The organism is Sphingomonas sp. GW821-FHT10F11 (assembly GCF_058809095.1).
In genome coordinates, this window is sequence record NZ_JBXASH010000001.1 from 661,832 (window position 1) to 682,349 (window position 20,518).

At 65.1% G+C, this 20,518-nt stretch carries 18 protein-coding genes and 1 tRNA gene; 9 read left to right on the top strand and 10 right to left on the bottom strand.

From position 1 onward, the window contains the following. Positions 1-10 precede the first annotated feature (10 nt). The 4 genes from AC1RT8_RS03205 to lon all read right to left on the bottom strand — a co-directional run bounded on the left by AC1RT8_RS03205 (position 11) and on the right by lon (position 4,871). A complete protein-coding gene (locus AC1RT8_RS03205) occupies positions 11-1,579 on the bottom strand; it encodes a beta-helix domain-containing protein (protein ID WP_493074143.1) in 1,569 nt (522 codons plus the stop codon). A 247-nt stretch (positions 1,580-1,826) separates the two neighbouring features. Continuing rightward, positions 1,827-1,901 (bottom strand) — tRNA-Val (locus tag AC1RT8_RS03210). 141 nt (positions 1,902-2,042) lie between these two features. Next, positions 2,043-2,315: an HU family DNA-binding protein gene (locus AC1RT8_RS03215; RefSeq protein ID WP_272627303.1), complete on the bottom strand. Its 273-nt coding sequence runs from the start codon at positions 2,313-2,315 to the stop codon at positions 2,043-2,045. Between the two features lie 159 nt (positions 2,316-2,474). Further along, entirely contained in the window at positions 2,475-4,871 is a 2,397-nt protein-coding gene (gene lon, locus AC1RT8_RS03220; RefSeq protein WP_493074144.1) for an endopeptidase La, read from the bottom strand. Positions 4,872-4,956: 85 nt separating this feature from the next. Between lon and AC1RT8_RS03225 the strand changes: the two genes are divergently transcribed. From AC1RT8_RS03225 to AC1RT8_RS03265, 9 genes are all read left to right on the top strand, one after another. Further along, the gene (locus AC1RT8_RS03225) at positions 4,957-5,613 is read left to right on the top strand and encodes a hypothetical protein (RefSeq protein WP_493074145.1); all 657 of its coding nucleotides are present in this window, start codon (positions 4,957-4,959) and stop codon (positions 5,611-5,613) included. Positions 5,614-5,620: 7 nt separating this feature from the next. Beyond that, the gene (locus AC1RT8_RS03230) at positions 5,621-7,345 is read left to right on the top strand and encodes a M1 family metallopeptidase (protein ID WP_493074146.1); all 1,725 of its coding nucleotides are present in this window, start codon (positions 5,621-5,623) and stop codon (positions 7,343-7,345) included. A gap of 10 nt (positions 7,346-7,355) precedes the next feature. Then, positions 7,356-7,958, top strand: coding sequence for a methyltransferase family protein (locus AC1RT8_RS03235; protein ID WP_493074147.1), 603 nt, complete (start codon positions 7,356-7,358; stop codon positions 7,956-7,958). Positions 7,959-8,213: 255 nt separating this feature from the next. After that, positions 8,214-8,696 (top strand): DUF5681 domain-containing protein, encoded by a 483-nt coding sequence (locus tag AC1RT8_RS03240; protein ID WP_493074148.1) that lies wholly within the window; start codon positions 8,214-8,216, stop codon positions 8,694-8,696. A gap of 25 nt (positions 8,697-8,721) precedes the next feature. Further along, positions 8,722-9,393: a phytanoyl-CoA dioxygenase family protein gene (locus tag AC1RT8_RS03245; RefSeq protein WP_493074149.1), complete on the top strand. Its 672-nt coding sequence runs from the start codon at positions 8,722-8,724 to the stop codon at positions 9,391-9,393. A gap of 114 nt (positions 9,394-9,507) precedes the next feature. Continuing rightward, on the top strand, positions 9,508-11,538 hold the full coding sequence (locus tag AC1RT8_RS03250) for an elongation factor G (RefSeq protein WP_493074150.1): 2,031 nt from the start codon (positions 9,508-9,510) through the stop codon (positions 11,536-11,538). Between the two features lie 63 nt (positions 11,539-11,601). Then, a complete protein-coding gene (locus tag AC1RT8_RS03255) occupies positions 11,602-13,068 on the top strand; it encodes an NCS1 family nucleobase:cation symporter-1 (RefSeq protein ID WP_493074151.1) in 1,467 nt (488 codons plus the stop codon). A 58-nt stretch (positions 13,069-13,126) separates the two neighbouring features. Beyond that, complete coding sequence (locus AC1RT8_RS03260; protein WP_493074152.1) at positions 13,127-13,594, top strand: SRPBCC family protein; 468 nt, start codon at positions 13,127-13,129, stop codon at positions 13,592-13,594. Then, positions 13,591-13,929, top strand: coding sequence for an ArsR/SmtB family transcription factor (locus AC1RT8_RS03265; RefSeq protein ID WP_478037475.1), 339 nt, complete (start codon positions 13,591-13,593; stop codon positions 13,927-13,929). The genes AC1RT8_RS03260 and AC1RT8_RS03265 overlap by 4 nt, the downstream gene beginning before the upstream one ends. Before the next feature lie 273 nt (positions 13,930-14,202). Here the strand turns inward: AC1RT8_RS03265 and AC1RT8_RS03270 are convergent, their stop codons facing one another. The 6 genes from AC1RT8_RS03270 to tig form a co-directional block, all read right to left on the bottom strand. Beyond that, on the bottom strand, positions 14,203-14,820 hold the full coding sequence (locus tag AC1RT8_RS03270) for a DUF4240 domain-containing protein (RefSeq protein WP_493074153.1): 618 nt from the start codon (positions 14,818-14,820) through the stop codon (positions 14,203-14,205). Positions 14,821-14,839: 19 nt separating this feature from the next. Next, positions 14,840-15,439, bottom strand: a complete 600-nt coding sequence (locus AC1RT8_RS03275) for a GNAT family N-acetyltransferase (protein WP_493074154.1) — start codon at positions 15,437-15,439, stop codon at positions 14,840-14,842. A gap of 240 nt (positions 15,440-15,679) precedes the next feature. Further along, positions 15,680-16,948, bottom strand: a complete 1,269-nt coding sequence (gene clpX / locus AC1RT8_RS03280; protein WP_493074155.1) for an ATP-dependent Clp protease ATP-binding subunit ClpX — start codon at positions 16,946-16,948, stop codon at positions 15,680-15,682. A gap of 115 nt (positions 16,949-17,063) precedes the next feature. Then, the gene (locus tag AC1RT8_RS03285) at positions 17,064-17,765 is read right to left on the bottom strand and encodes an ATP-dependent Clp protease proteolytic subunit (RefSeq protein ID WP_372854987.1); all 702 of its coding nucleotides are present in this window, start codon (positions 17,763-17,765) and stop codon (positions 17,064-17,066) included. A 90-nt stretch (positions 17,766-17,855) separates the two neighbouring features. After that, positions 17,856-18,782, bottom strand: coding sequence for a glycosyltransferase family 2 protein (locus AC1RT8_RS03290; protein WP_493074668.1), 927 nt, complete (start codon positions 18,780-18,782; stop codon positions 17,856-17,858). Positions 18,783-18,842: 60 nt separating this feature from the next. Further along, the gene (gene tig, locus AC1RT8_RS03295; RefSeq protein ID WP_493074156.1) at positions 18,843-20,480 is read right to left on the bottom strand and encodes a trigger factor; all 1,638 of its coding nucleotides are present in this window, start codon (positions 20,478-20,480) and stop codon (positions 18,843-18,845) included. Positions 20,481-20,518 lie beyond the last annotated feature (38 nt).

Below are 20,518 nucleotides of genomic sequence, written 5' to 3' on the forward strand. Positions count from 1 at the left end.
CCGATCGGGATCAGCCAGTCGGCAGGGTGGTGCAGGCACTGCTCGTCGCGCCGAAGTTCAGCGTCGCCGAATTGCAGGTCCAGCTGGCATACCAGGTGTCGGTCGCATCCTTGACCGCGCCGACATAGCCCGGCGAGACGAAGAAGCTGCCGAGCGTCGCCGCGGCGAAGGCCGGACGGGCGGTTTCGGTCGCCCCGTTGATGAAGCCGCTGGTCAGGCTCGGCGTATAGGTCGAGCTGTTGTTGGTACCGGCCTCGAACGCGGCCTGCACCTGGGCATTGGTAACACCGCTATTGCCCAGGAACGGGGTGGCAGCGCACTGCATATTGATCGAGTTGAACACCGGCGGGCCGGCCTCGTCCAGCGCCGCATCGGCAGCGCGGAGCGTGTTGGCGCGGCTGATGCGCAGGCAGGCCAGGTTCGGGCTGACGACGACGCCGTTGACCATCGTATAGTCGGTGCTGCCGCGCAGCAGGATCGCTGCGAGATCGGCGCCGGTGGTCGAGCGCTGGATGAAGGTGAAGTTCGCAAGCCGCGTGTTCTGGCGCGGCGTGTTCTCTTCGAGCGTATTGTCCGAGTCGGCCTCGATCATCGCGTCGCCGAGACCGGTGCGCTGCGCCGCGATCACGAACTGGATGAAGCCCTTGTAACCGACATCGGTATCGAGATTGTCGTCCTCGTTGCCGGTCAGCACCAGATATTTCAGGTTCGGACGGCCGCCGAATATCTCGATACCGTCGTCCGAGCTGTTATGGACCTGGATATGGTCGAGCACGGTGTCGCTGCCGACGCCCGAGGGGGTCAGGCCCTGAAGCTCCGAAGCGGCCGAGAGGATGAAGCCCGAATAGCGGATCTGGACATATTGCATGCGGCCGCTGTTGTCGGCCGGCTGAGCGCCGCCATAGAGCGCGTTGCTGGTGCCTTCGGTGTCGCGCTCGCAAGCGACCGTGCCCGGAGTGGCCAGCGGTGCAAGGCAATCGGTGATCGGTGCGCGGCCGAGCAGGACGACGCCGCCCCAGAGCTGCGAGGTGTCGTCGGTCGCCGCGCCGGTCACGTTGCCGCGGCCAGTGAAGATGATCGGGCGCGCCGGGGTGCCGACTGCGTCGATGCGATTGCCGCGGTTGACCGCCAGGAACGACACGCCGGTCGCGCCGAAGATCACCACGCCCGGATCGATCGTCAGCGTGACATTGTTGCCGGTGCTCGCCGCACCCATATCAGTGCCGACATCGACGCGGCCCGGCAGCGAATAGATCACGCCCGTGGTGCGGGCGATCTGCGTGTTGGCGGTGAAGCGCGCCGGGAAGGCGCAGTTGCGATATTCGCCGGTCGGACCGGAGATGGTGCCGGCGTTGATCAACTGATCCGGGCCCGGGATGGTCGGGCACGCGGCGGCCGGGGTCACCAGCACGGGCGACGTCGGGGTCGGCGTTGGGGTCGGCGCTGGAGCCGGGGTGGGAGCCGGAACGACGATCACGCCTTCGCCGGGCGAAGCGATGTCGCTCGCGCCACAGCCCGAAAGGGCTGCCGCCGCGCAGCTGGTCAACAGAATGAGGCTAACGCGCTTGAAGCTGGCCATGAAGGTCTCCGTTCGATCTGTGGGTGGGAGCGGACGCGCTCCCCGGATCGACTCGGTGTTCCCCCTGCCGACCACGAGCCTCCGCTAGGGACGGCCCGTGACTCCTCGGTGCGGATTCAGAGACTCTACGATGACTGTCATATGTCAGATTGGTGACCAATGTTGCAGATCGATGACCATGCCCCAAGCGCCGGGTACAAAATGCGAAAACCCGCCGGTCGCTGGGCGAACGGCGGGTTCGAAAAACTGGTGGGCGCGACAGGGATTGAACCTGTGACCCCACCCGTGTGAAGGGTGTGCTCTACCGCTGAGCTACGCGCCCATCGCGGTTCCCGGGAAAGGGGCCGCAATGTCTTCGCCGGCGTTGCCGCCAACGGAATAGGGCGGCGTTGCCGCCGCCCTGATGTCATCGCCTTAGAAAAGGGGCCGCGGCTTGTCCAGCCCCGGCGCCCTCATTCGTCGATCAGTTGACCGAATCCTTCAGGCCCTTGCCCGCCTTGAACTTCGGCTGCGACGACGCCTTGATCGTCATCGGCTCGCCGGTGCGCGGGTTGCGGCCCGTCGACGCCTTGCGCTTGCTGACCGAGAAAGTGCCGAAGCCGACCAGGCGGACTTCATCACCCTTTTTCAGCGCAGCCGAAATCGCATCGAACACGGCCTCGACCGCCTTGCTGGCATCGCCCTTGCCCAGTCCGGACGCATCGGCGACCGACCCGATCAGTTCCTGCTTGTTCATGCCGAAAGAACCCCCGTCTTGAAAATGATAGATTGAGAATGAGTCGCGGCGCATAGCCGGTGGTACAGTAAGGCGGCTCTAATCGGGGCTGTCAAAGCAAAACGACCTGAAATTTCGCCTAAAGGGGCGAAATTCAAGCCGCTTTGCTTGACAACTTGATTAATGATGGAGTTCGCCGCCGATCGGCGCCACGCCAGCGGGCGGCTGGGCGGCGAGATCGTCGGCTTCGGTCCAGTCGATCGCCGTCAGCGGGCCGGTCAGGGCAAGCCGCAACACCTCGTCGACATGCGCCACGGGGATGATGGTCAACCCCTCGCGGATGTTCGCCGGGATCTCGGCCAGATCCTTCTCATTCTCCTGCGGAATCAGCACGGTGGTGATGCCGCCGCGCAACGCCGCGAGCAGCTTTTCCTTGAGGCCGCCGATCGGCAGCACCCGGCCGCGCAGGGTCACCTCGCCGGTCATCGCCACGTCGCGCCGCACGGGCACGCCGGTCAGCGTGGAGATGATCGCGGTGACGATGCCGATGCCCGCCGACGGGCCGTCCTTGGGAACGGCACCCTCGGGCAGATGGATGTGCACGTCCTTGCGGGCGAACACGCTCGGCTTGATGCCGTAGCTGGGCGAGCGCGCCTTGATGAAGCTGAACGCGGTCTCGATCGACTCCTTCATCACGTCGCCAAGCTTGCCGGTCACCTTGGCCGACCCCTTGCCGGGCACGGTCACGCTCTCGATCGTCAGCAGCTCGCCGCCGACCTCGGTCCAGGCCAGGCCGGTGACGGCACCGACCTGATTCTCTTCCTCGCCGAGACCGTGGCGATATTTCTTCACCCCGGCGAAGTCAGCGAGGTTGTCGGGCGTGATCGTCACGCCCGACACCTTGCCTTCGAGGATCTGGCGCAGCGCCTTGCGGGCGAGCTTCGCGATCTCGCGCTCCAGCGTGCGGACGCCGGCCTCACGGGTATAGTATTGGATCAGCGCGCGCAGGCCCTCGGTGGTGAGCGTGAACTCGCCGTCCTTCAGGCCATGCGCCTCGATCTGCTTCGCGACCAGGTGACGCTCGGCGATCTCGACCTTCTCGTCCTCGGTGTACCCTTCGAGCCGGATGATCTCCATGCGATCGAGCAAAGGCTGGGGCAGGTTGAGCGTGTTCGCGGTAGTCACGAACATGACGTCCGACAGATCGATGTCGATCTCGAGATAATGATCCTGGAACTTCGAATTCTGCTCCGGATCGAGCACTTCGAGCAGGGCCGAGGCCGGATCGCCGCGGAAATCCTGACCGAGCTTGTCGATCTCGTCGAGCAGGAACAGCGGGTTCGACGTGCCGGCCTTTTTCAGGTTGGTCACGATCTTGCCCGGCAGCGAGCCGATATAGGTCCGCCTGTGGCCGCGGATCTCAGCTTCGTCGCGCACGCCGCCGAGCGACTGGCGGATGAATTCGCGGCCGGTCGCCTTGGCGATCGACTTGCCAAGGCTGGTCTTGCCCACGCCGGGAGGACCGACGAGGCAAAGGATCGGCCCCTTCAGCTTGTTGGTACGCGCCTGGACCGCGAGATATTCGATGATCCGGTCCTTGACCTTCTCCAGCGCGTAATGATCCTCGTCGAGGATCGCCTGGGCGGCCGAGATGTCCTTCTTGATCTTCGACTTCTTGCCCCAGGGCAGGCCGAGCAGCACGTCGAGATAGTTACGCACGACGGTCGCTTCCGCGGACATCGGCGCCATCGTCTTCATCTTCTTCAGCTCGGCGGTCGCCTTGGTGCGGGCTTCCTTGGAGAGCTTCAGGGTCGCGATCTTCTGGGTCAACTCGGCGATCTCGTCGCCTTCGCCTTCCTCGCCCTCGTTACCGAGCTCGCGCTGGATCGCCTTCAACTGCTCGTTGAGATAATATTCGCGCTGGGTCTTCTCCATCTGGCGCTTGACCCGGCTCTTGATCTTCTTCTCGACCTGCAGGACGCCGAGTTCGCCTTCCATGAAGGCGAACGCCATCTCCAGGCGCTTGGACGGATCCGATTCGACCAGCAGCGACTGTTTGTCCGACACTTTGACCGAGATGTTCGCGGCGACGGCATCGGCCAGGCGCGACGCATCCTCGATCTCGCCGAGCTGGACGGCGGTCTCGGCCGGGAGCTTGCGGTTGAGCTTCGCATAATTCTCGAACTGGTCGACGACCGAGCGCATCAGCGCGGAAACCTCATTGCCCTCGGCAACGGGCTCTTCGACCGACAGGACGGTGGCAGTCAGATAGGTGTCGGCCGGCGACAGCGTGTCCAGCGACGCGCGGACCTTGCCCTCGACGAGCACGCGCACGGTGCCGTCCGGCAGCTTGAGCAGCTGCAGCACGGTGGCGGTGACGCCGATGTCGTAGAGATCCTCGCGATCGGGATCGTCCTCGGCGGGATCAAGCTGGGCAACGAGGAAGATTTCCTTGTCGGCAGCCATGGCGGCTTCGAGCGCGGCGACCGACTTGTCGCGGCCGACGAACAGCGGCACGATCATGTGCGGGAAGACGACGATATCGCGAAGCGGCAGGACGGGGTAGGATTGGGTCATGAATACTCCGGCAGCGCCTGAACGAGGCGCCAGTTCTTCCTTATATGGTGCTGGTGACCAATCCATCAATCGTCGAACGTTTTTAGTGGGAACATCGGCTGCGTTCCTCCTGCCGGCGGCCACCCTGCCGGCCGATCCGGTCGAGCGCGCGATGGCAGCGATGGGCGGCCCCGCGCTGCTCGAACGGGTGCGCTCGATCCGATGGGCCGGCACGGCCAAGGTCTTTGCCGGCGACAGGACGATCGACCTGGGCATCGAGACCTATGTCGAGCCGTTCGTGCGGGGGCGATCCGACAGCTGGCTGGTCAACGAGGGCCGCAGCGCGATGCGCACGCTGATGATCGAGGGCGAGCGCGGCTTCAAGGTGATCGAGGGAATCCAGTCCGACCTCTCCCCGGCGGTCGCGATCAACGAACGCCAGCAATTCGGCGCCTATGGCTATATGCTGATGGCCGGCGCGCGCTGGGAGGCGACGCCGCGCGGCGTGTTGCATGGCAGTCGCACGGGATTTCCGCCGATCGACATACGCCTGGGCAAGGACGGCAGGATGCTGTCGGCCGATTATGCCGTGCTGGCGCCCGGCGAACCGGATGCCGACGGCAAGCAGATTCGCGAATATCTCCGCTTTGCCGGATCGGTGATCGACAAGGGCGTGCGCTGGCCGCAACGGCTGGCGATCGCCCAGGACAACCGCCCCTTTTTCGCCCTTTCGATCGACCATTTCTCGGTAGACCTGCGCTGAGGTACGAATGCCCATGTTCCTGAAACCCACCCTGGCGCTCGCCGCATTGTCGCTCACCGCCGCGATCGACCTCCCGAAAAAGGGTGAACCGGCGATCACCGAGCAGACCCAACGATCGGGCGGCGTCATCGACCCGGACCAGGCGAAACTGAAGTTCGACCATGCCGACCTGAAATTCGAGGTGCTCCCGGTAACGCAGGAACTGCGCGGGCTCGCCACGCTGACCTTCACCGCAAAGGCGCCGCTGACCCGGCTGGTGATCGACCTCGACAAGAATATCGCGCCCAGCGCCATCGCGATCGACGGCAAGCCGATCCCCAAGGGCGATTTTGCCGACCCCGACGGCCGGCTGACGATCAAGCTGCCCAAGACCGTCGCGGCCGGCGAGCGAGTCGTCGCCACCATCACCTATGGCGGCCAGCCGCACGTCGCGGTGAAGGCGCCGTGGGACGACGGCATGGTCTGGGCAAAGACTCCGGACGGCCGCACCTGGTTCGCGACCACGGCGGAAGGCTATGGCTGCGACCTGTTCTGGCCCTGTCTCGATTTCCCGACGGGCGAGCCCGAGAATGTCACCTTGCACATCACCGTGCCCAAGGGGCTGAAGGCGCCCTCCAACGGCAAGCTGATCGGCGTGGACACGCTGCCGGACGGCCGCACCATTTGGAACTGGAGCGTCCGCCAGCCCAATACCTATGGCATCGCGCTCAATGTCGGGCCCTATGAGGAGATTTCGGGCGTCTACAAGAGCCGCTTCGGCAACGAGATCCCGATGTTCTATTGGTACCTGCCGGGCGAGGAAGCGAAGGCGAAAGCGCTGTTCGCCGAATTCGCCCCGACCCTCGACTTCTTCGAGAGCGAGGTCGGCCCCTACCCGTTCGGTGACGAAAAGCTTGGCGTGGTGGAGACACCGCACAAGGGCATGGAGCACCAGACGATCAATGCGTACGGCAATGAGTACGCCAAGGCGCCCGAGGGGTTCGACTGGCTGTTCCACCATGAATTCGCGCATGAATATTTCGGCAATCAACTGACCGCGGCGAACTGGGACGACTATTGGCTGCATGAAGGCTATGGCTCGTACATGCAGCCTTATTACGGGCTGTGGCGCGAGGGCACTGCGCGCTATGCGACCATGCTCGACGACCAACGCAACAAGATCGCCAACCTGCACCCTCTCATCTCGGGCAAGATCCGCACCGAGGAGGAAGTCTACGAACTCACCAAGGGAGGGCCCGCGCAGGACATTTATTACAAGGGATCGTGGATGCTTCACACCCTGCGCAACCTGATCGGCGACACCGCCTTTCGCGACGTGACCCGACTCGCCGTCTATGGCCGGCTCGATCCGAAACCGGGCAATTTCTCCCCGCGATTCGGCTCGACCAGCGAATATGAGGGCTTCGTAAAGCAGGTGACGGGCAAGGATTATGGCTGGTTCTTCGACGTTTATCTGAGCAAGGCAGCCCTCCCCGAACTGGTCGAGACGCGTAACGGCGGCACGCTGACCCTTGCCTGGAAGGCACCCGATGGCCTCCCCTTCCCCATGCCGGTCGAGGTGCAGATCGACGGCAAGGTCGAGCGGCTGGCGATGACCGGCGGCAAGGACATCATCGCGGTCGCGCCCGGCGCGCATGTCGTGGTCGATCCCGCCGCCCGCATCCTCAAGCGCTCGAGGGCGCTGGAGGAATATACTGCGTGGAAGACAGCACCGGGGAAGCCGAAATACTAGGACAAGCGCCATGACCCTGTTTCCTATCGACCCCGTCGGACTGCCGGGTCTCGCGGCTCTTGCCCTGGGCTTCCTGGCCTTTTTCACGGCGCTGATGGCGGCCCGGTACCGGGCGACCAAGGTGCCCAAGGTGGCCGATGCGAGCAGCAATCGAGCATCCTGGATCTGGATCGGCGTACAGGGATTTGCCATCGCCATCGCCGGCTATGGCCGGATCGACGTCCTGCTCGACCCCATGTCGCCAAAGGCGATCGTCGAGGGGCTCGCGGTGTTTGTCCTGATGCTCGGCGCGGTGGGGCTGTTCGATGCGTCGTCGCGGACGATGGGCAAGAACTGGAGCCTGGTCGCGCGCACCCGTGAGGATCATCAACTCGTGCAGACCGGCCCCTTCGCGGTGGTGCGCCACCCCATCTACGTCGCCTTGTTCCTGTTCATGATCGCGATGGCCGTCGCCTATGGCCATAGCCGCAACCTGATCGTCGCGGCGCCGATCTATGCCCTCGCGACCTGGCTGCGGGTGCGACATGAGGAGCGGCTGCTGCGTGGGCAGTTCGGCGCCGACTATGACGCCTATGCCGCGCGGGTGAAGCGATTCGTACCGGGGGTCTTCTGAGGCCGGGGAATGCCGGAAGCTCCCGTTCTTCGCTGTTATTTCCAATTTATTTTTTTGCTGGCTGTTATGTTGGAAATGCCAGCCGGATTTCCAGTTTCGGATCAGTGCGTTATCGCTCCGCTGGCTGTTCCGCGATAACAGCCAGGGAACAGCCAGCATAACAGCCAACCCCATGCTCGAAACAGCCGGCGCTTGATTCAAATGCGCAGCAGAATCTGGTTTGAGGGCCGGACTATCCATGGCTGGAGTATTGGCATGAGCGGGCGGAACGTTGAATCAAGGGCGCGCAATCGCGGCGCCGGGCGGCCCTTTGGCAAGGGCATTTCCGGTAATCCCGCCGGGCGGCCGCCAGGCCGACGGGCCACAGGCGCGCCGGGCGACCGCTTGCTCGGATCGGACCGGCCGACACGCGCGATGATCCTGGCCGAGGCCTATCGCACGGTGACCGTGACAGAAGGCGATAGCTCGATCGAGTTGCCGGCCAACCAGGCCGTGTTGCGATCGCTGACCAAAGCGGCGCTGAACGGAAACCAGGCGGCGCTGCGCCGCTGGACCGCGATCGTGCAGGAGGCCGAAGACGCGCAAATGCGCGACCAGTTCGCAATCTATAATCTGATGGAGCGGGCGCCTTATGGATGCGAAAAAGAAGCATCCTATAGCGATGAGATCCTGGTCGATTCGCAATCGGGGCGAGTCATCATCCGGGACATTGCCGGCGGCAGAGACAGCGAAGAATGACGGTACGAGCGATCGAGGGTCGATCTTGCACGAGGGGCTGAGTTTCGACCGGGACGGCGCGGAACGGTTCGCAACGGCAGCCGGCGAATGCCTGGCCGAGATCGAGACGATCCTGTCGCGCGTCGATCCCGACAAGGCCGGGGTTCGCCTGCGTGGCATTGACGGGCTGAGCGCGGTGATCGAGCCCGGAAGCGCGATAGGCGACATCGCCACCGGCGCGATAGGCGCGCAGGCTCGTCCGGTTCGCGCGATCCTGTTCGACAAGACCGCGACCACGAACTGGTCGCTCGGCTGGCATCAGGATCGGACGATCGTCGTGGCCGAGCGGCGCGAGGTCGCCGGTTTTGGGCCCTGGACGGTCAAGGCGGGGCTGCTCCATGTCGCGCCGCCGTTCGAGCTGCTGTCGAACATGGTGACGCTGCGGATTCACCTCGACCCTGTCGGGCCGGGCAATGCGCCGCTGCTTGTCGCGCCGGGATCGCACCGTTTCGGGCGGGTCGCGGAAGCGGAGATCGACTCGGTCGTGTCGCGGTGCGGGGTCGCCACCTGCCTGGCGGAACTGGGCGATGTCTGGCTGTACGCCACGCCGATCCTCCACGCCTCGGACGCAGCCGCCGAACCCAGGCGTCGGCGGGTGCTGCAGGTCGACTATGCCGCAGACGACCTGCCCGGCGGCCTGGAATGGCTTGGTGTCTGACTGGTGACCCCACCGGTCCGGCACGTCGGTCTTGCGTTCCTGCCGCGATAGGCAGACCCTCACGAATAGCGACGACCAGCCTTCGACACGAAAGGCCGTACGAGGAGAGCGTGAGTGGACGAGATCCGCAGAGGCGCGAGAGCGATCGCGCTGGTTGGCCCCGCCGGTGCGGGCAAGACCAGCCTTGGAGAAGCCCTGTTGCACGCCGCCGGTGCCGTTCCGCGGCTGGGCGCGGTGGATGCAGGCAGTTGCGTGGGCGACGCCAGCCCCGAAGCGCGGGCGCGTGGCGGATCGACCGAGCTCAACCTGCTGCGCTTCGACTGGATGGGCGACCGCTATCTGATCGCCGATGCGCCCGGCTCCCCCGCTTTCGCGACCGACATGGAGATGGCGCTGGCCGCGGCCGACCTCGCCCTTGTCGTGATCGATCCCGATCCGGCGCGCGCGCCCTTGGTCGAACCGACCTTGCGACGGCTCGAGGCGATCGGCCTGCCGCATGCGCTGTTCGTCAACAAGATCGACCAGGCGCGCGGCAGCATCCAGGATCTGCTCGCCGCGCTGCAGCCGATGAGCGCCGCGGCGCTGGTCGCGCGCCAGATCCCGATCCGCGCCGGCGAACGGACCGCCGGCTTCGTCGATCTCGCGCTGGAGCGCGCCTATCATTACCAGGTCGGCAAACGCTCCGAGCAGGTCCCCCTCGCCGCCCATCTCAGGGAGGATGAGGCGGCGGCGCGTTTCCATATGCTCGAGCAGCTCGCCGACCATGACGACACGCTGCTCGAACAGCTCCTGTCGGACGAGGTGCCCAGCCTCGAGACGATCTTCGGCGACCTGGCGCGGGAGACGGCGGCCGGGCTGGTCGTGCCGGTGCTGTTCGGATCAGCGCTCAACGGCTTCGGCGTCCGGCGCCTGCTCAAGATGCTACGCCACGACACGCCCACCGCCGCGCAGACGGCCGAGCGGATCGGCATCGCCGGCCCGGCGGTGCAGGTGCTCAAGATATCTCATGGCAGCACCATCGGCCGGCTGGCGATCGCACGGGTGTTCGGCGGGCCGTTGACCGAAGGCGCGGAACTGGTCGGCGGCGATGGCGAGGCGATGCGCGCGGGCGCGCTGTTCGCGCTCCAGGGTGGCACCGCGACTCGGATCCAGCGCGCCGAACCCGGCGAGATCGTCGGCATCGCCAAGGCCGAAGCGACGCGGGCCGGCGACCTGATCGGCATCGCCGCCCGCCCCGAGGCCGCGGCGGCCACGCCCTTGTTGCCGGCGGCGAACCATGCGCTGGCCATTTCGGTCAAGGACCACAAGGACGAGGTCCGCCTGTCGACCTCGCTCAACAAGCTGGCCGAGGAGGACCCGGGGCTGCGCTGGGGGCAGGACGAGGGATCGCGCGAGACCTTGCTTCGCGGGATCAACGACGAGCATCTGGCCGTCGCGCTCGACCGGCTGAAGCGGCGCTACGGCGTCGCGATCTCGGCCCGGCCGCCTTCGGTCGCCTATCGCGAGACGATCCGCAAAGCCGCCAGCCAGCGCGGCCGCCACAAGAAACAGTCGGGCGGGCACGGCCAATATGGCGATGTGGTGATCGAGATCGCGCCACTCGAGCGCGGACAGGGTTTCCGCTTCGACGACCGCATCACCGGCGGCGCGATCCCGCGGCAATGGATTCCAGCGGTGGAACAGGGCGTGCGCGATGCGATGGCGAAAGGGCCCCTCGGCGTCGAAGTGGTCGATGTCGCGGTCGCGCTGGTCGACGGATCGTTCCATGCGGTCGACAGCTCCGAACTGGCGTTCCGTACCGCGGGGCGGATCGCGATGGCCGAGGCGCTGGCCGCCGCAGCGCCTTATCTGCTCGAGCCGATCGCGCATGTGACGATCCATGCGCCGGGCAGCGCCACGTCGCGCATCACCTCGGCGGTCGCGAGCCGGCGGGGACAGATGCTCGGCATGACGCCGCTGGCGGGATGGTCGCGCTGGGATGTGATCGAGGTGTTGTTGCCCGATGCCGAGCTGCACGATCTCGATGCCGAACTCAGATCGCTGAGCCAGGGCATGGCGCGGTACGCGGCGCATTTCGACCATCTCGCCCCGGTCGCCGGCAAGGTCGCCGACGATATCGTGCAACGGATCCAGCAACCGGCCTGATCCGCCCTGATCGCGCTTGCGCCGCCGCGCGAATTGCGGCCAACTCCCAACCGGGGGACGCGCATGACCGATCAGACCACGGATTCGCTCTGGAATCGCGATCTCGCGCCGACCGACGCGACTCAGCGGACGTGGCGCTGGTATCATTTCGCGGCCCTGTGGATCGGCATGATCGTCGCCGTGCCGAGCTGGATGCTCGCCTCCGGCCTGATCGAGCAGGGCATGTCGGCCGGGCAAGCGGCGCTGACCGTGCTGCTCGGCAATCTGGTCGTGCTCGCCCCGCTCCTGCTGATCGGCCATGCCGGCACGCGGTACGGCATCCCCTATGCCGTGCTGGCGCGGGCCTCGTTCGGAACGCGCGGCGCCCGCCTGCCCGCGGTGGCACGGGCGCTGGTCGCCTGTGGCTGGTTCGGCATCCAGACCTGGATCGGCGGCGAGGCGCTACTCACCCTGCTCGGCGTGTTCCTCGGGCAGAGCCTGAAAGGGCCGGTCGTGCCGGTGCTCGACATCGGCGTCGGGCAAATGCTGTCCTTCGCCACCTTCTGGGCGCTTCAACTCTTCTTCGTGCGCAAGGGGTTGACGACGATCCGGCGGCTGGAAACCTGGACGGCGCCGGTCAAGATCCTGGTCTGCATCGCGTTGGTGTGGTGGGCAGTGGACAAGGCCGGCGGGCTCGGGCCGATATTCGCCAGCCCTTCTGCCTTCGTGCCCGGCGGCGCGCGCGAGGGACAGTTCTGGCTGGTGTTCTGGCCGTCGCTGACCGCGATGGTCGGCTTCTGGGGTACGCTCGCGCTCAACATCCCGGACTTCACACGCTTCGCCAGGAGCCAGCGCGACCAGATCATCGGCCAGTCGATCGGACTGCCGCCGGGCATGGGGCTGATCGCACTGGCGAGCGTCATCACCACCTCGGCGACGGTGGTGATCTACGGCCATGCGATCTGGGATCCGGTGGCATTGTCGGGCACGCTTTCGGGACCACTGGTATTGCTCGGGCTGATCGTCATCGCGGTCGACACCATCTCGTGCAACATCGCCGCGAATCTGGTGTGCGCCGCCTATGACTTCTCGTCGCTCGCGCCGGGGAAGATCTCCTATCGCACCGGCGGGCTGATCACGGCGGTGATTGGCGTGCTGATCATGCCGTGGAAACTGCTGGCGACGACCGGCGGCTACATCTTCGTCTGGCTGACCGGGTACAGCGCGCTGCTCGGCCCGATCGCCGGCATCCTGATCGCAGATTACTGGCTGATCCGGCGTGCCAGGCTCGACGTCGACGACCTGTACCGCGAGGGCGGGCGCTATGCCTATGCCGGCGGATGGAACGGCCGCGCCCTCATCGCTTTTGCAGCCGGCGTGCTCCCCAATCTGCCCGGCTTCCTCGCGACCGTGGCGCCGGGCGCGTTCGGCTGGGTCGGCGGCTTCTGGACCGGGCTTTATGCCTATGCCTGGTTCACCGGGCTGTTCCTTGCGCTGGCTGTCTATGCGGGCCTGATGCGCAACGCGCGCAATAGTGAAGTGACCACTTGACAATTGAACGTCATCGACAATAGTGAAGCCATCACTTCACCAATGGAGTCGTGGCATCATGGAATCGCAACCCGTCCTTCCCAGCACCTTCGTGATCGAGCGCAGCTATCCCACCCCCCGCGAGCGTGTGTTCGCCGCGCTCAGCCAGGAAGATCAGAAACGCCGCTGGTATGTAGGCGGCGACAGCGCCGTGTTCGAGATGGACTTCCGCGTCGGCGGCCAGTCCGTCTCCCGCTCCCGCATGGGCCCCGATACGCCGTTCGAGGGCGTCGAACTCGCGAGCGTGGAATATTTCCACAACATCGTGCCCGACCATCGCATCGTCAGCGCCGCCACCATGACGATCGGCGGCAGGCCCATCTCGGTCGCGCTGATGACGATCGAGCTGATCGCGACCGACAGCGGCACCGACCTGATCTGCACGCATCAGGCAGTGTTCCTCGAAGGCGCCGACGGCCCCGAGATGCGCGAGCATGGGTGGAACGCCTTGTTCGACCGGCTGGGGGCGATATTGCCGGCGGCGTGACGATTCCCGAAACCAGCAAGCCGGCGGCAAGTGTCGAGCGCGTGTTGCGCGCGCTCGCCGACCCATCGCGGCTGGCGATCGTCGAGCGGCTGACCGCGGGGCCGCTGTCCGTCTCCACCCTGGCCGCGCCGCTCGGCATCACGCTGACCGCAGTCGCGCAGCATCTGCAGGTGCTTGAGGAATGCGGGCTGGTGCGCACCGAGAAGGTCGGGCGGGTGCGGAGCTGCCAGTTGCTGCCCGGCGGCTTCTCGATCCTGGAGCAGTGGATCCGCGACCGGCGTTCGCCGGTGGAGCGGCGGCTGGACCGGCTCGGCGATTTCCTGGCGGAGTCCTGATTCGCTCCAACAAATACCCCTGTTCGGGCGGTCTTTTTTTCTTCCGCTGTTATGTTGGATTTTCGGGTGTATTTTCCGTAGTGAAATCAGTGATTTGTGCCGCGTTTTCCCTGTTACGCATTAACAGCGGAAAACAGCGGCTAAAATACGCTGTTTTTCCGCTGATCGGCGGCTGGAATCGTCCAACAGTTCACCATGTGAAAGAGCGGGGCGGATGCCAGTGACATTCCGCCCGGTCCGTTGCTGCAATGGTTGGGGGCCAGGTTGAATCGATCAATCCGAGCCGAACCGCGCCCATAATCTCGGATAGCGTTTTTTGAGGGCTGCAGGATCTTCGGTGAACGGCGTGCCGAACGGGTCCGAGCTGTATGGCTGAGCCTTGCGCGACATCGTCTCGGGGCCGCGACCGGTCTTCTTCGCCCAGGCCTCGCCGGCGACATAGCCGAATTCCTCGAATTCGAACTCGCCGTCATGATCGTCCGGGATGATGTCGACGAGGGAGTCCGGGTCGGCGCTCACCTTTTCGAACGCTGCCTCGCCTCGTGAAAGCAGCCAGCGGCGGAAATATTCGAATCCGTCGTCGGACATGCCGCCTTCCACGACGAAGCCGGCGCCCCATAAATCCCAGCGATAGGACCGGCGCATCAGCTCGTCGAAAATGTCAGCGAAAGCCTCGATCTCCTGCGGCGTCAGGCGATCGAGCGCGGCGCGCAGGGCCGCCGCCTGGCTCTGCTGATCCGTCCCGTTGCCTGCCGATTCGCCGACGATCTGCCAGAACCGCGCTTCGTTCATCTCGCCCGACTTTCTTTCTTCCACGGCTGAAGCGGCGGGGGCGCACGCCGTCAGGGTGACCGGGATGGCCGCACAGGCAAGGATACCCCAGGCGCGCATAGCGGCTTCTCCCAATCCGTCAGGCCGGCCGCATCATCGACCAGAAGCGCGGGCCGCCTTTGGGCACCGTCCATTCGCCGATCACCTCGAAGCCGAGCCCGCGATAGAAGCCGATATATTTCTCGCTGGGCGTCTCGAGATAGGTCGGCAACCCACTGCCCGCGACGCGTTCCAGCCCCGATCGAATCGTCGCGCCGCCAAGGCCCTTGCCTTGCGATGGGGGATCGCAACCGGCGATGTGGAGATACCAATAGTCGCCGGCCGGGAAATGGGCGTCGATCGCGTTCGACACCGCCAGCGCCCGACCCAATGCGGTGCCGAACAAGGTCACCAGCGGCAGGGCGTGGAGGAGCAGATCGAGCCAACTCGTCCGATTGCGGCCAGGGCCGCGCCACAAGGTCGCCGCCTCGCCGCTCTCCGTCATCAGCCGCATGCCGTGCGCGTCCTCGTCGAACAGCAGGGCGAACATGCGCGGGAGGCGCTTGGCGCGCTCCGCCGGGTCTGGGAATATGAAGCTGGTGGCAGGGTCTTCGGCGAAGGCCCGGGCGAGCATTGCCGCTATGGCAGTGCGGTCGCTGGCGTCGGCGACGCGGATGGTGGGGATGTCGCGTTCAGTCATGCTGCGACAAGGGGCGCAAATCTTCTCCCCTTGTGGGAGTTTTGCCCATCACCGGGCCGAAATGCCCCCCGGGCATTTCCAAACCATGCCGGGGGCATGGTTTACCGGCGATGGTCAAAACCGGTGGCGCGGAGCGCCGGATGAGGGGGAGTGAGGTTCGGAACGTCAACGAGTGTCCCCCTCACCCTTCCGCCGCTTCGCGGCTCCCTCCCTCTCCCACAAGGGGAGAGGGAAAGAAGGTTACGCGGCGCCGGTGCCGGTCTTGTCTTTCTTGGCATAAACGCGGATCGGTTCCTTGCGGCCCTCGATCACGTCCTTGTCGATCATCACTTCGTCGACCGAATCCATGCCCGGCAGATCGAACATGGTGTCGAGCAAGATGCCTTCGAGGATCGAACGCAGCCCACGCGCGCCGGTCTTGCGGTCGATCGCCTTCTTGGCGACCTGGACCAGCGCGTCGTCCGTGAAGCCCAGCTTCACTTCCTCCATGTCGAACAGCTTCTGATATTGTTTGACCAGGGCGTTCTTCGGCTCGGTCAGGATCGTCACCAGCGCCGGCACATCGAGATCCTCGAGCGTGGCGATCACCGGCAGACGGCCGACGAATTCGGGGATCAGGCCGAACTTCAGCAGATCTTCGGGCTCGACCGACTTGAGCGTCTCGCCGGTGCGGCGTTCCTCCGGGCTGGCGACATAGGCGCCGAAGCCGATCGACTTGCCCTGGAGGCGATCGCCGATGATCTTTTCGAGGCCCGAGAACGCGCCGCCGCAGATGAACAGGATGTTCGTCGTGTCGACCTGCAGGAATTCCTGCTGCGGATGCTTGCGGCCACCCTGCGGCGGAACGGAGGCGGTGGTGCCCTCCATCAGCTTCAGCAGCGCCTGCTGGACGCCCTCACCCGACACGTCGCGCGTGATCGAGGGATTCTCGGCCTTGCGGCTGATCTTGTCGATCTCGTCGATGTAGACGATGCCGCGCTGCGCCCGCTCGACATTGTAATCCGAGGCCTGGAGCAGCTTCAGGATGATGTTCTCGACATCCTCGCCGACATAGCCCGCCTCGGTCAGCGTGGTCGCATCGGCCATGGTGAAGGGCACATCGAGGATTCGCGCCAGCGTCTGGGCCAGCAAGGTCTTGCCGCAGCCGGTCGGCCCGACGAGCAGGATGTTCGACTTGGCAAGCTCGACATCCGCGCCCTTCTGGCCGTGGTTGAGGCGCTTGTAGTGATTGTGCACGGCGACCGAGAGGACGCGCTTGGCGCGCTTCTGCCCGATCACATAATCGTCGAGCACGTCGCAGATTTCCTGCGGCGTCGGCACGCCCCCGTCCTTTTTCGAGACGAGCGCGGACTTGGTTTCCTCGCGGATGATGTCGTTGCAGAGCTCCACGCATTCATCGCAGATGAACACGGTCGGCCCGGCGATGAGCTTCCGCACCTCGTGCTGCGACTTGCCGCAGAACGAGCAATAGAGCGTGCTCTTCGAGTCGCCGCCGCTGAGCTTCGTCATTCAATCCATCCTTCGCGCCATACAGGGCGCGTTCGTGCGGGTGGCCATGTTAGACCGGCCACCTCCAACTCTACAATCACCAAATCGCCTTACGACCAAAGGCAACAAAATCCGGTTACGATGCCGGCAGGATCGGCGTCGACCCGGAATCGTCGGCAATCGCCGGGCGTTTGTCGAATACCTCGTCGATCAGGCCGAATTCCTTGGCCTCGTCGGCCGACAGGAACTTGTCGCGATCCATCGCGACTTCGATCTCGCCGATCGGCTTGCCGGTATAGTGAGCATAGAGCTCGTTCATCCGGTGCCGGATACGCAGGATCTCGCGCGCCTGGATCTCAATGTCGCTGGCCATGCCCTGTGCACCGCCTGAAGGCTGGTGGATCATGATCCGCGCATTGGTGAGCGCGACGCGCATGCCGGGCTCGCCCGCCGCGAGCAGGAAGCTGCCCATCGAGGCAGCCTGGCCCATGCAGACCGTGCCGACGCGCGGACGGATATACTGCATGGTATCGTGGATTGCCATGCCCGCCGTGACGACTCCGCCCGGCGAGTTGATGTACATGAAGATATCCTTTTTGGGATTCTCCGACTCCAGGAAGAGCAGCTGGGCGCTGATCACCGAGGCCATATGGTCCTCGACGCCGCCCGTTACGAAGATGATCCGCTCGCGCAGCAGCCGCGAATAGATGTCGAAGCTGCGCTCGCCACGGTTGGACTGCTCGATGACGATGGGGACGAGGCCGCCCTGGGGCGACTGAGTGAAGCCATTTTGGATGAGCGGCCGCGTGAAGTCGCCGGTCTCGAATGGGTTATGCATGATGTGCCTTTGAATCCTTATGCCCCAGTAGATGCCTTACATCGGCGCTGGCGGAAACGAGTTCAACCCCCGAGCCGCTCCCCCTTGCCGCTAGCTTCGCCGATCCTCGCCGCCCGGCGCGCGGTGCGCCAGATAGGCGAGACGCCGCACCTCGCGCCGGCCGCGCACCACCGTATCGAGGATAATCCCTGCGAAGAGGTTGAGCGAGGCGAGGATCACCAGCCCCGTCACCAGGACCGCGGTGGGGAAACGCGGCACGAGATGCGTGTGCATATAGGTGATGACCAGCGGGATCGCGAGGATCACCGCCAGGCCCGCCAGCACCGCGCCGATGCTGCCGAAGAACAGCACGGGCCGCTCGATCCGGTAGAGCTGGACGATGGTGCGCAGGATACGGAAGCCATCGCCATAGGTGCTGAGCTTCGATTCGGAGCCTTCGGGCCGGGCGAAATAGGGCGTCTCGATCTCCGCTACCGGCATCTTCAGCTCGAGCGCGTGCACGCTGATCTCGGTCTCGATCTCGAAACCGGCGGACAGCACCGGGAAGCTCTTCACGAAGCGACGCGAAAAGACCCGGTAGCCCGAAAGGATATCCGTGAAGCTGCGCCCGAACAGCCGCGCCAGCATGCCGGTGAGCAGCGCATTGCCCATCTTGTGGCCGCGGCGATAGGCGGTGTCGGCCTGGGTGACGCGGGCACCGACGACCATGTCGAGCTGCTCGTCGAGCAGGCGCGCCACCAGCGCCGGGGCAGAGGCGGCGTCATAGGTCGCATCGCCATCGGCCATGACATAGATGTCGGCGTCGATATCCGCGAACATGCGGCGGACGACATTGCCCTTGCCCTGAATACGTTCGGTCCGGACGATCGCCCCGGCGGCGCGCGCCACCTCGATCGTGCGATCGCGGCTGTTGTTGTCATAGACGTAGATGGTCGCGTCGGGCAGCGCCGCGCGGAACCCCGCCACCGTCTGCGCGATGGCGGTTTCCTCGTTGTAGCAGGGCAGCAGGACTGCGATTTTCGTCAAAGCCGTTACCGCCCCCACGTCCCTCTCCCCCGAGGGGAGAGGGGTTTACGATCAGCCCTCGGTCTTCTTTGCCGGGGCCTTTTTCGCTGCCGGCTTCTTGGCAGGCGCGGCTTCCTCGGCAGCCGGAGCTTCCTCGGCCGCGGGCTTCGCCTTCTTGGCAGCGGGCTTCTTCACCGGCTCTTCAGCCGCTTCCGGAGCTGGCTCGGCCTTTTTGGCAGCAGCCTTCTTCGCCGGCTTGGCTTCCCCTGCGGGAGCCTCCTCGGCAGGCGCGGCCTTCTTGGCTGCGGCCTTCTTCTTCGGCTTGTGGTCATGGTCATGATCGTCGTCATGATCGTGATGATGCGTGCCGCTGGCGAAACCGTCCTCGGACTCGATCGCCTCTTCCAGCGCTTCCCGGGTCACTTCGCGATCGGTGATATCGGCCTTGTCGAACAGCCAGTCGACCACCTTGTCCTCATAGAGCGGGGCGCGCAGTTGGGCTGCGGCCATCGGCTCCGAGCGGACATATTCGATGAACCGGGTGCGATCCTCGGGGCCGTATTGCGACGCGGCCTGCGCGATCAGGCGGTTCATTTCCTGCTGGCTGACCTCGACGCCGTTTGCCTGGCCGATCTCCGACAGGAGCAGGCCCAGGCGCACGCGGCGCTCGGCGATGGCGTGGTAATCGGCGCGCTCGGATTCCATCTCGGCGATGGCGGCTTCCGGATCGGCCTCGTGCGTGGCTTCATGCTCGAGCTGCTGCCAGATCTGGGCGAACTCGGCCTCGACCATCGACGGCGGGACCGGGAAGTCATGGCCCTCGGCGAGCTGGTCGAGCAGCTTGCGCTTCATGTGCGTGCGGGTGAGCCCGTTCAGCTCCTGCTCGATCTGGCCCTTGAGCAGTTCCTTGAGCTGATCCAGGTCCTTGAGGCCGAGCGACGTGGCGAGCTCGTCGTCGATCTTCGTTTCGCCCGCGGTCTTCACGGCGGTGATCTTGAGGTCGAAGGTCGCTGCCTTGTCGGCCAGGTCCTTCGCCTGATAATCGGCGGGGAAAGTCACGTTGATCTGGCGCTCTTCGCCGGTCTTCACGCCGACGACCTGATCCTCGAAGCCCGGGATCAGACGGCCCGAACCCAGCTCGACCGACATGTCGGTGCCGGTGCCGCCGTCGAACGCAATGCCGTCGACCTTGCCGGTGAAGTCCATGACGACGAGGTCGCCCATCTTCGCCTTGTAGGTCGGCTTGGCATCGTCCCAGCGCTTCTGCTGGTCGGCGAACTTCTGGAGCTGCGCCTGGAGCGCGGCCTCGTCGGCCGGCACGGTCAGGCGCTCGAGCTTCAGATGGTCGATCGACGGGGTGGGCACGTCGGGCAGCACTTCGAGCTCGACCTTGACCTCGGCGTCCTGGCCAAGCTCATAGCCCTCATCGAGGCTGACCGAAGGCTGGATCGCCGGGCGCAGCTTCTGCTCGGCGAGGAGCGTCTGGACGCCTTCCTGGATCGAGGTGTTCAGCGCGTCCTGCATCAGCGCCGGGCCGTGCATCTTGCGGACCAGATTGGCAGGCACCTTGCCGGGGCGGAAGCCGGGCATGCGGACCTGCGGCGCAACGCGCTTCAGTTCGGCATCGACCTTCGAATCGATGTCCTTCGCCGTGATCTTCAGCGTGTAGGCGCGCTTCAGGCCCTCGTTCAACGTCTCGACAGTCTGCATTTCAACAATTGCCTTTTTTAGCTCTGGGCCTTTTCAGG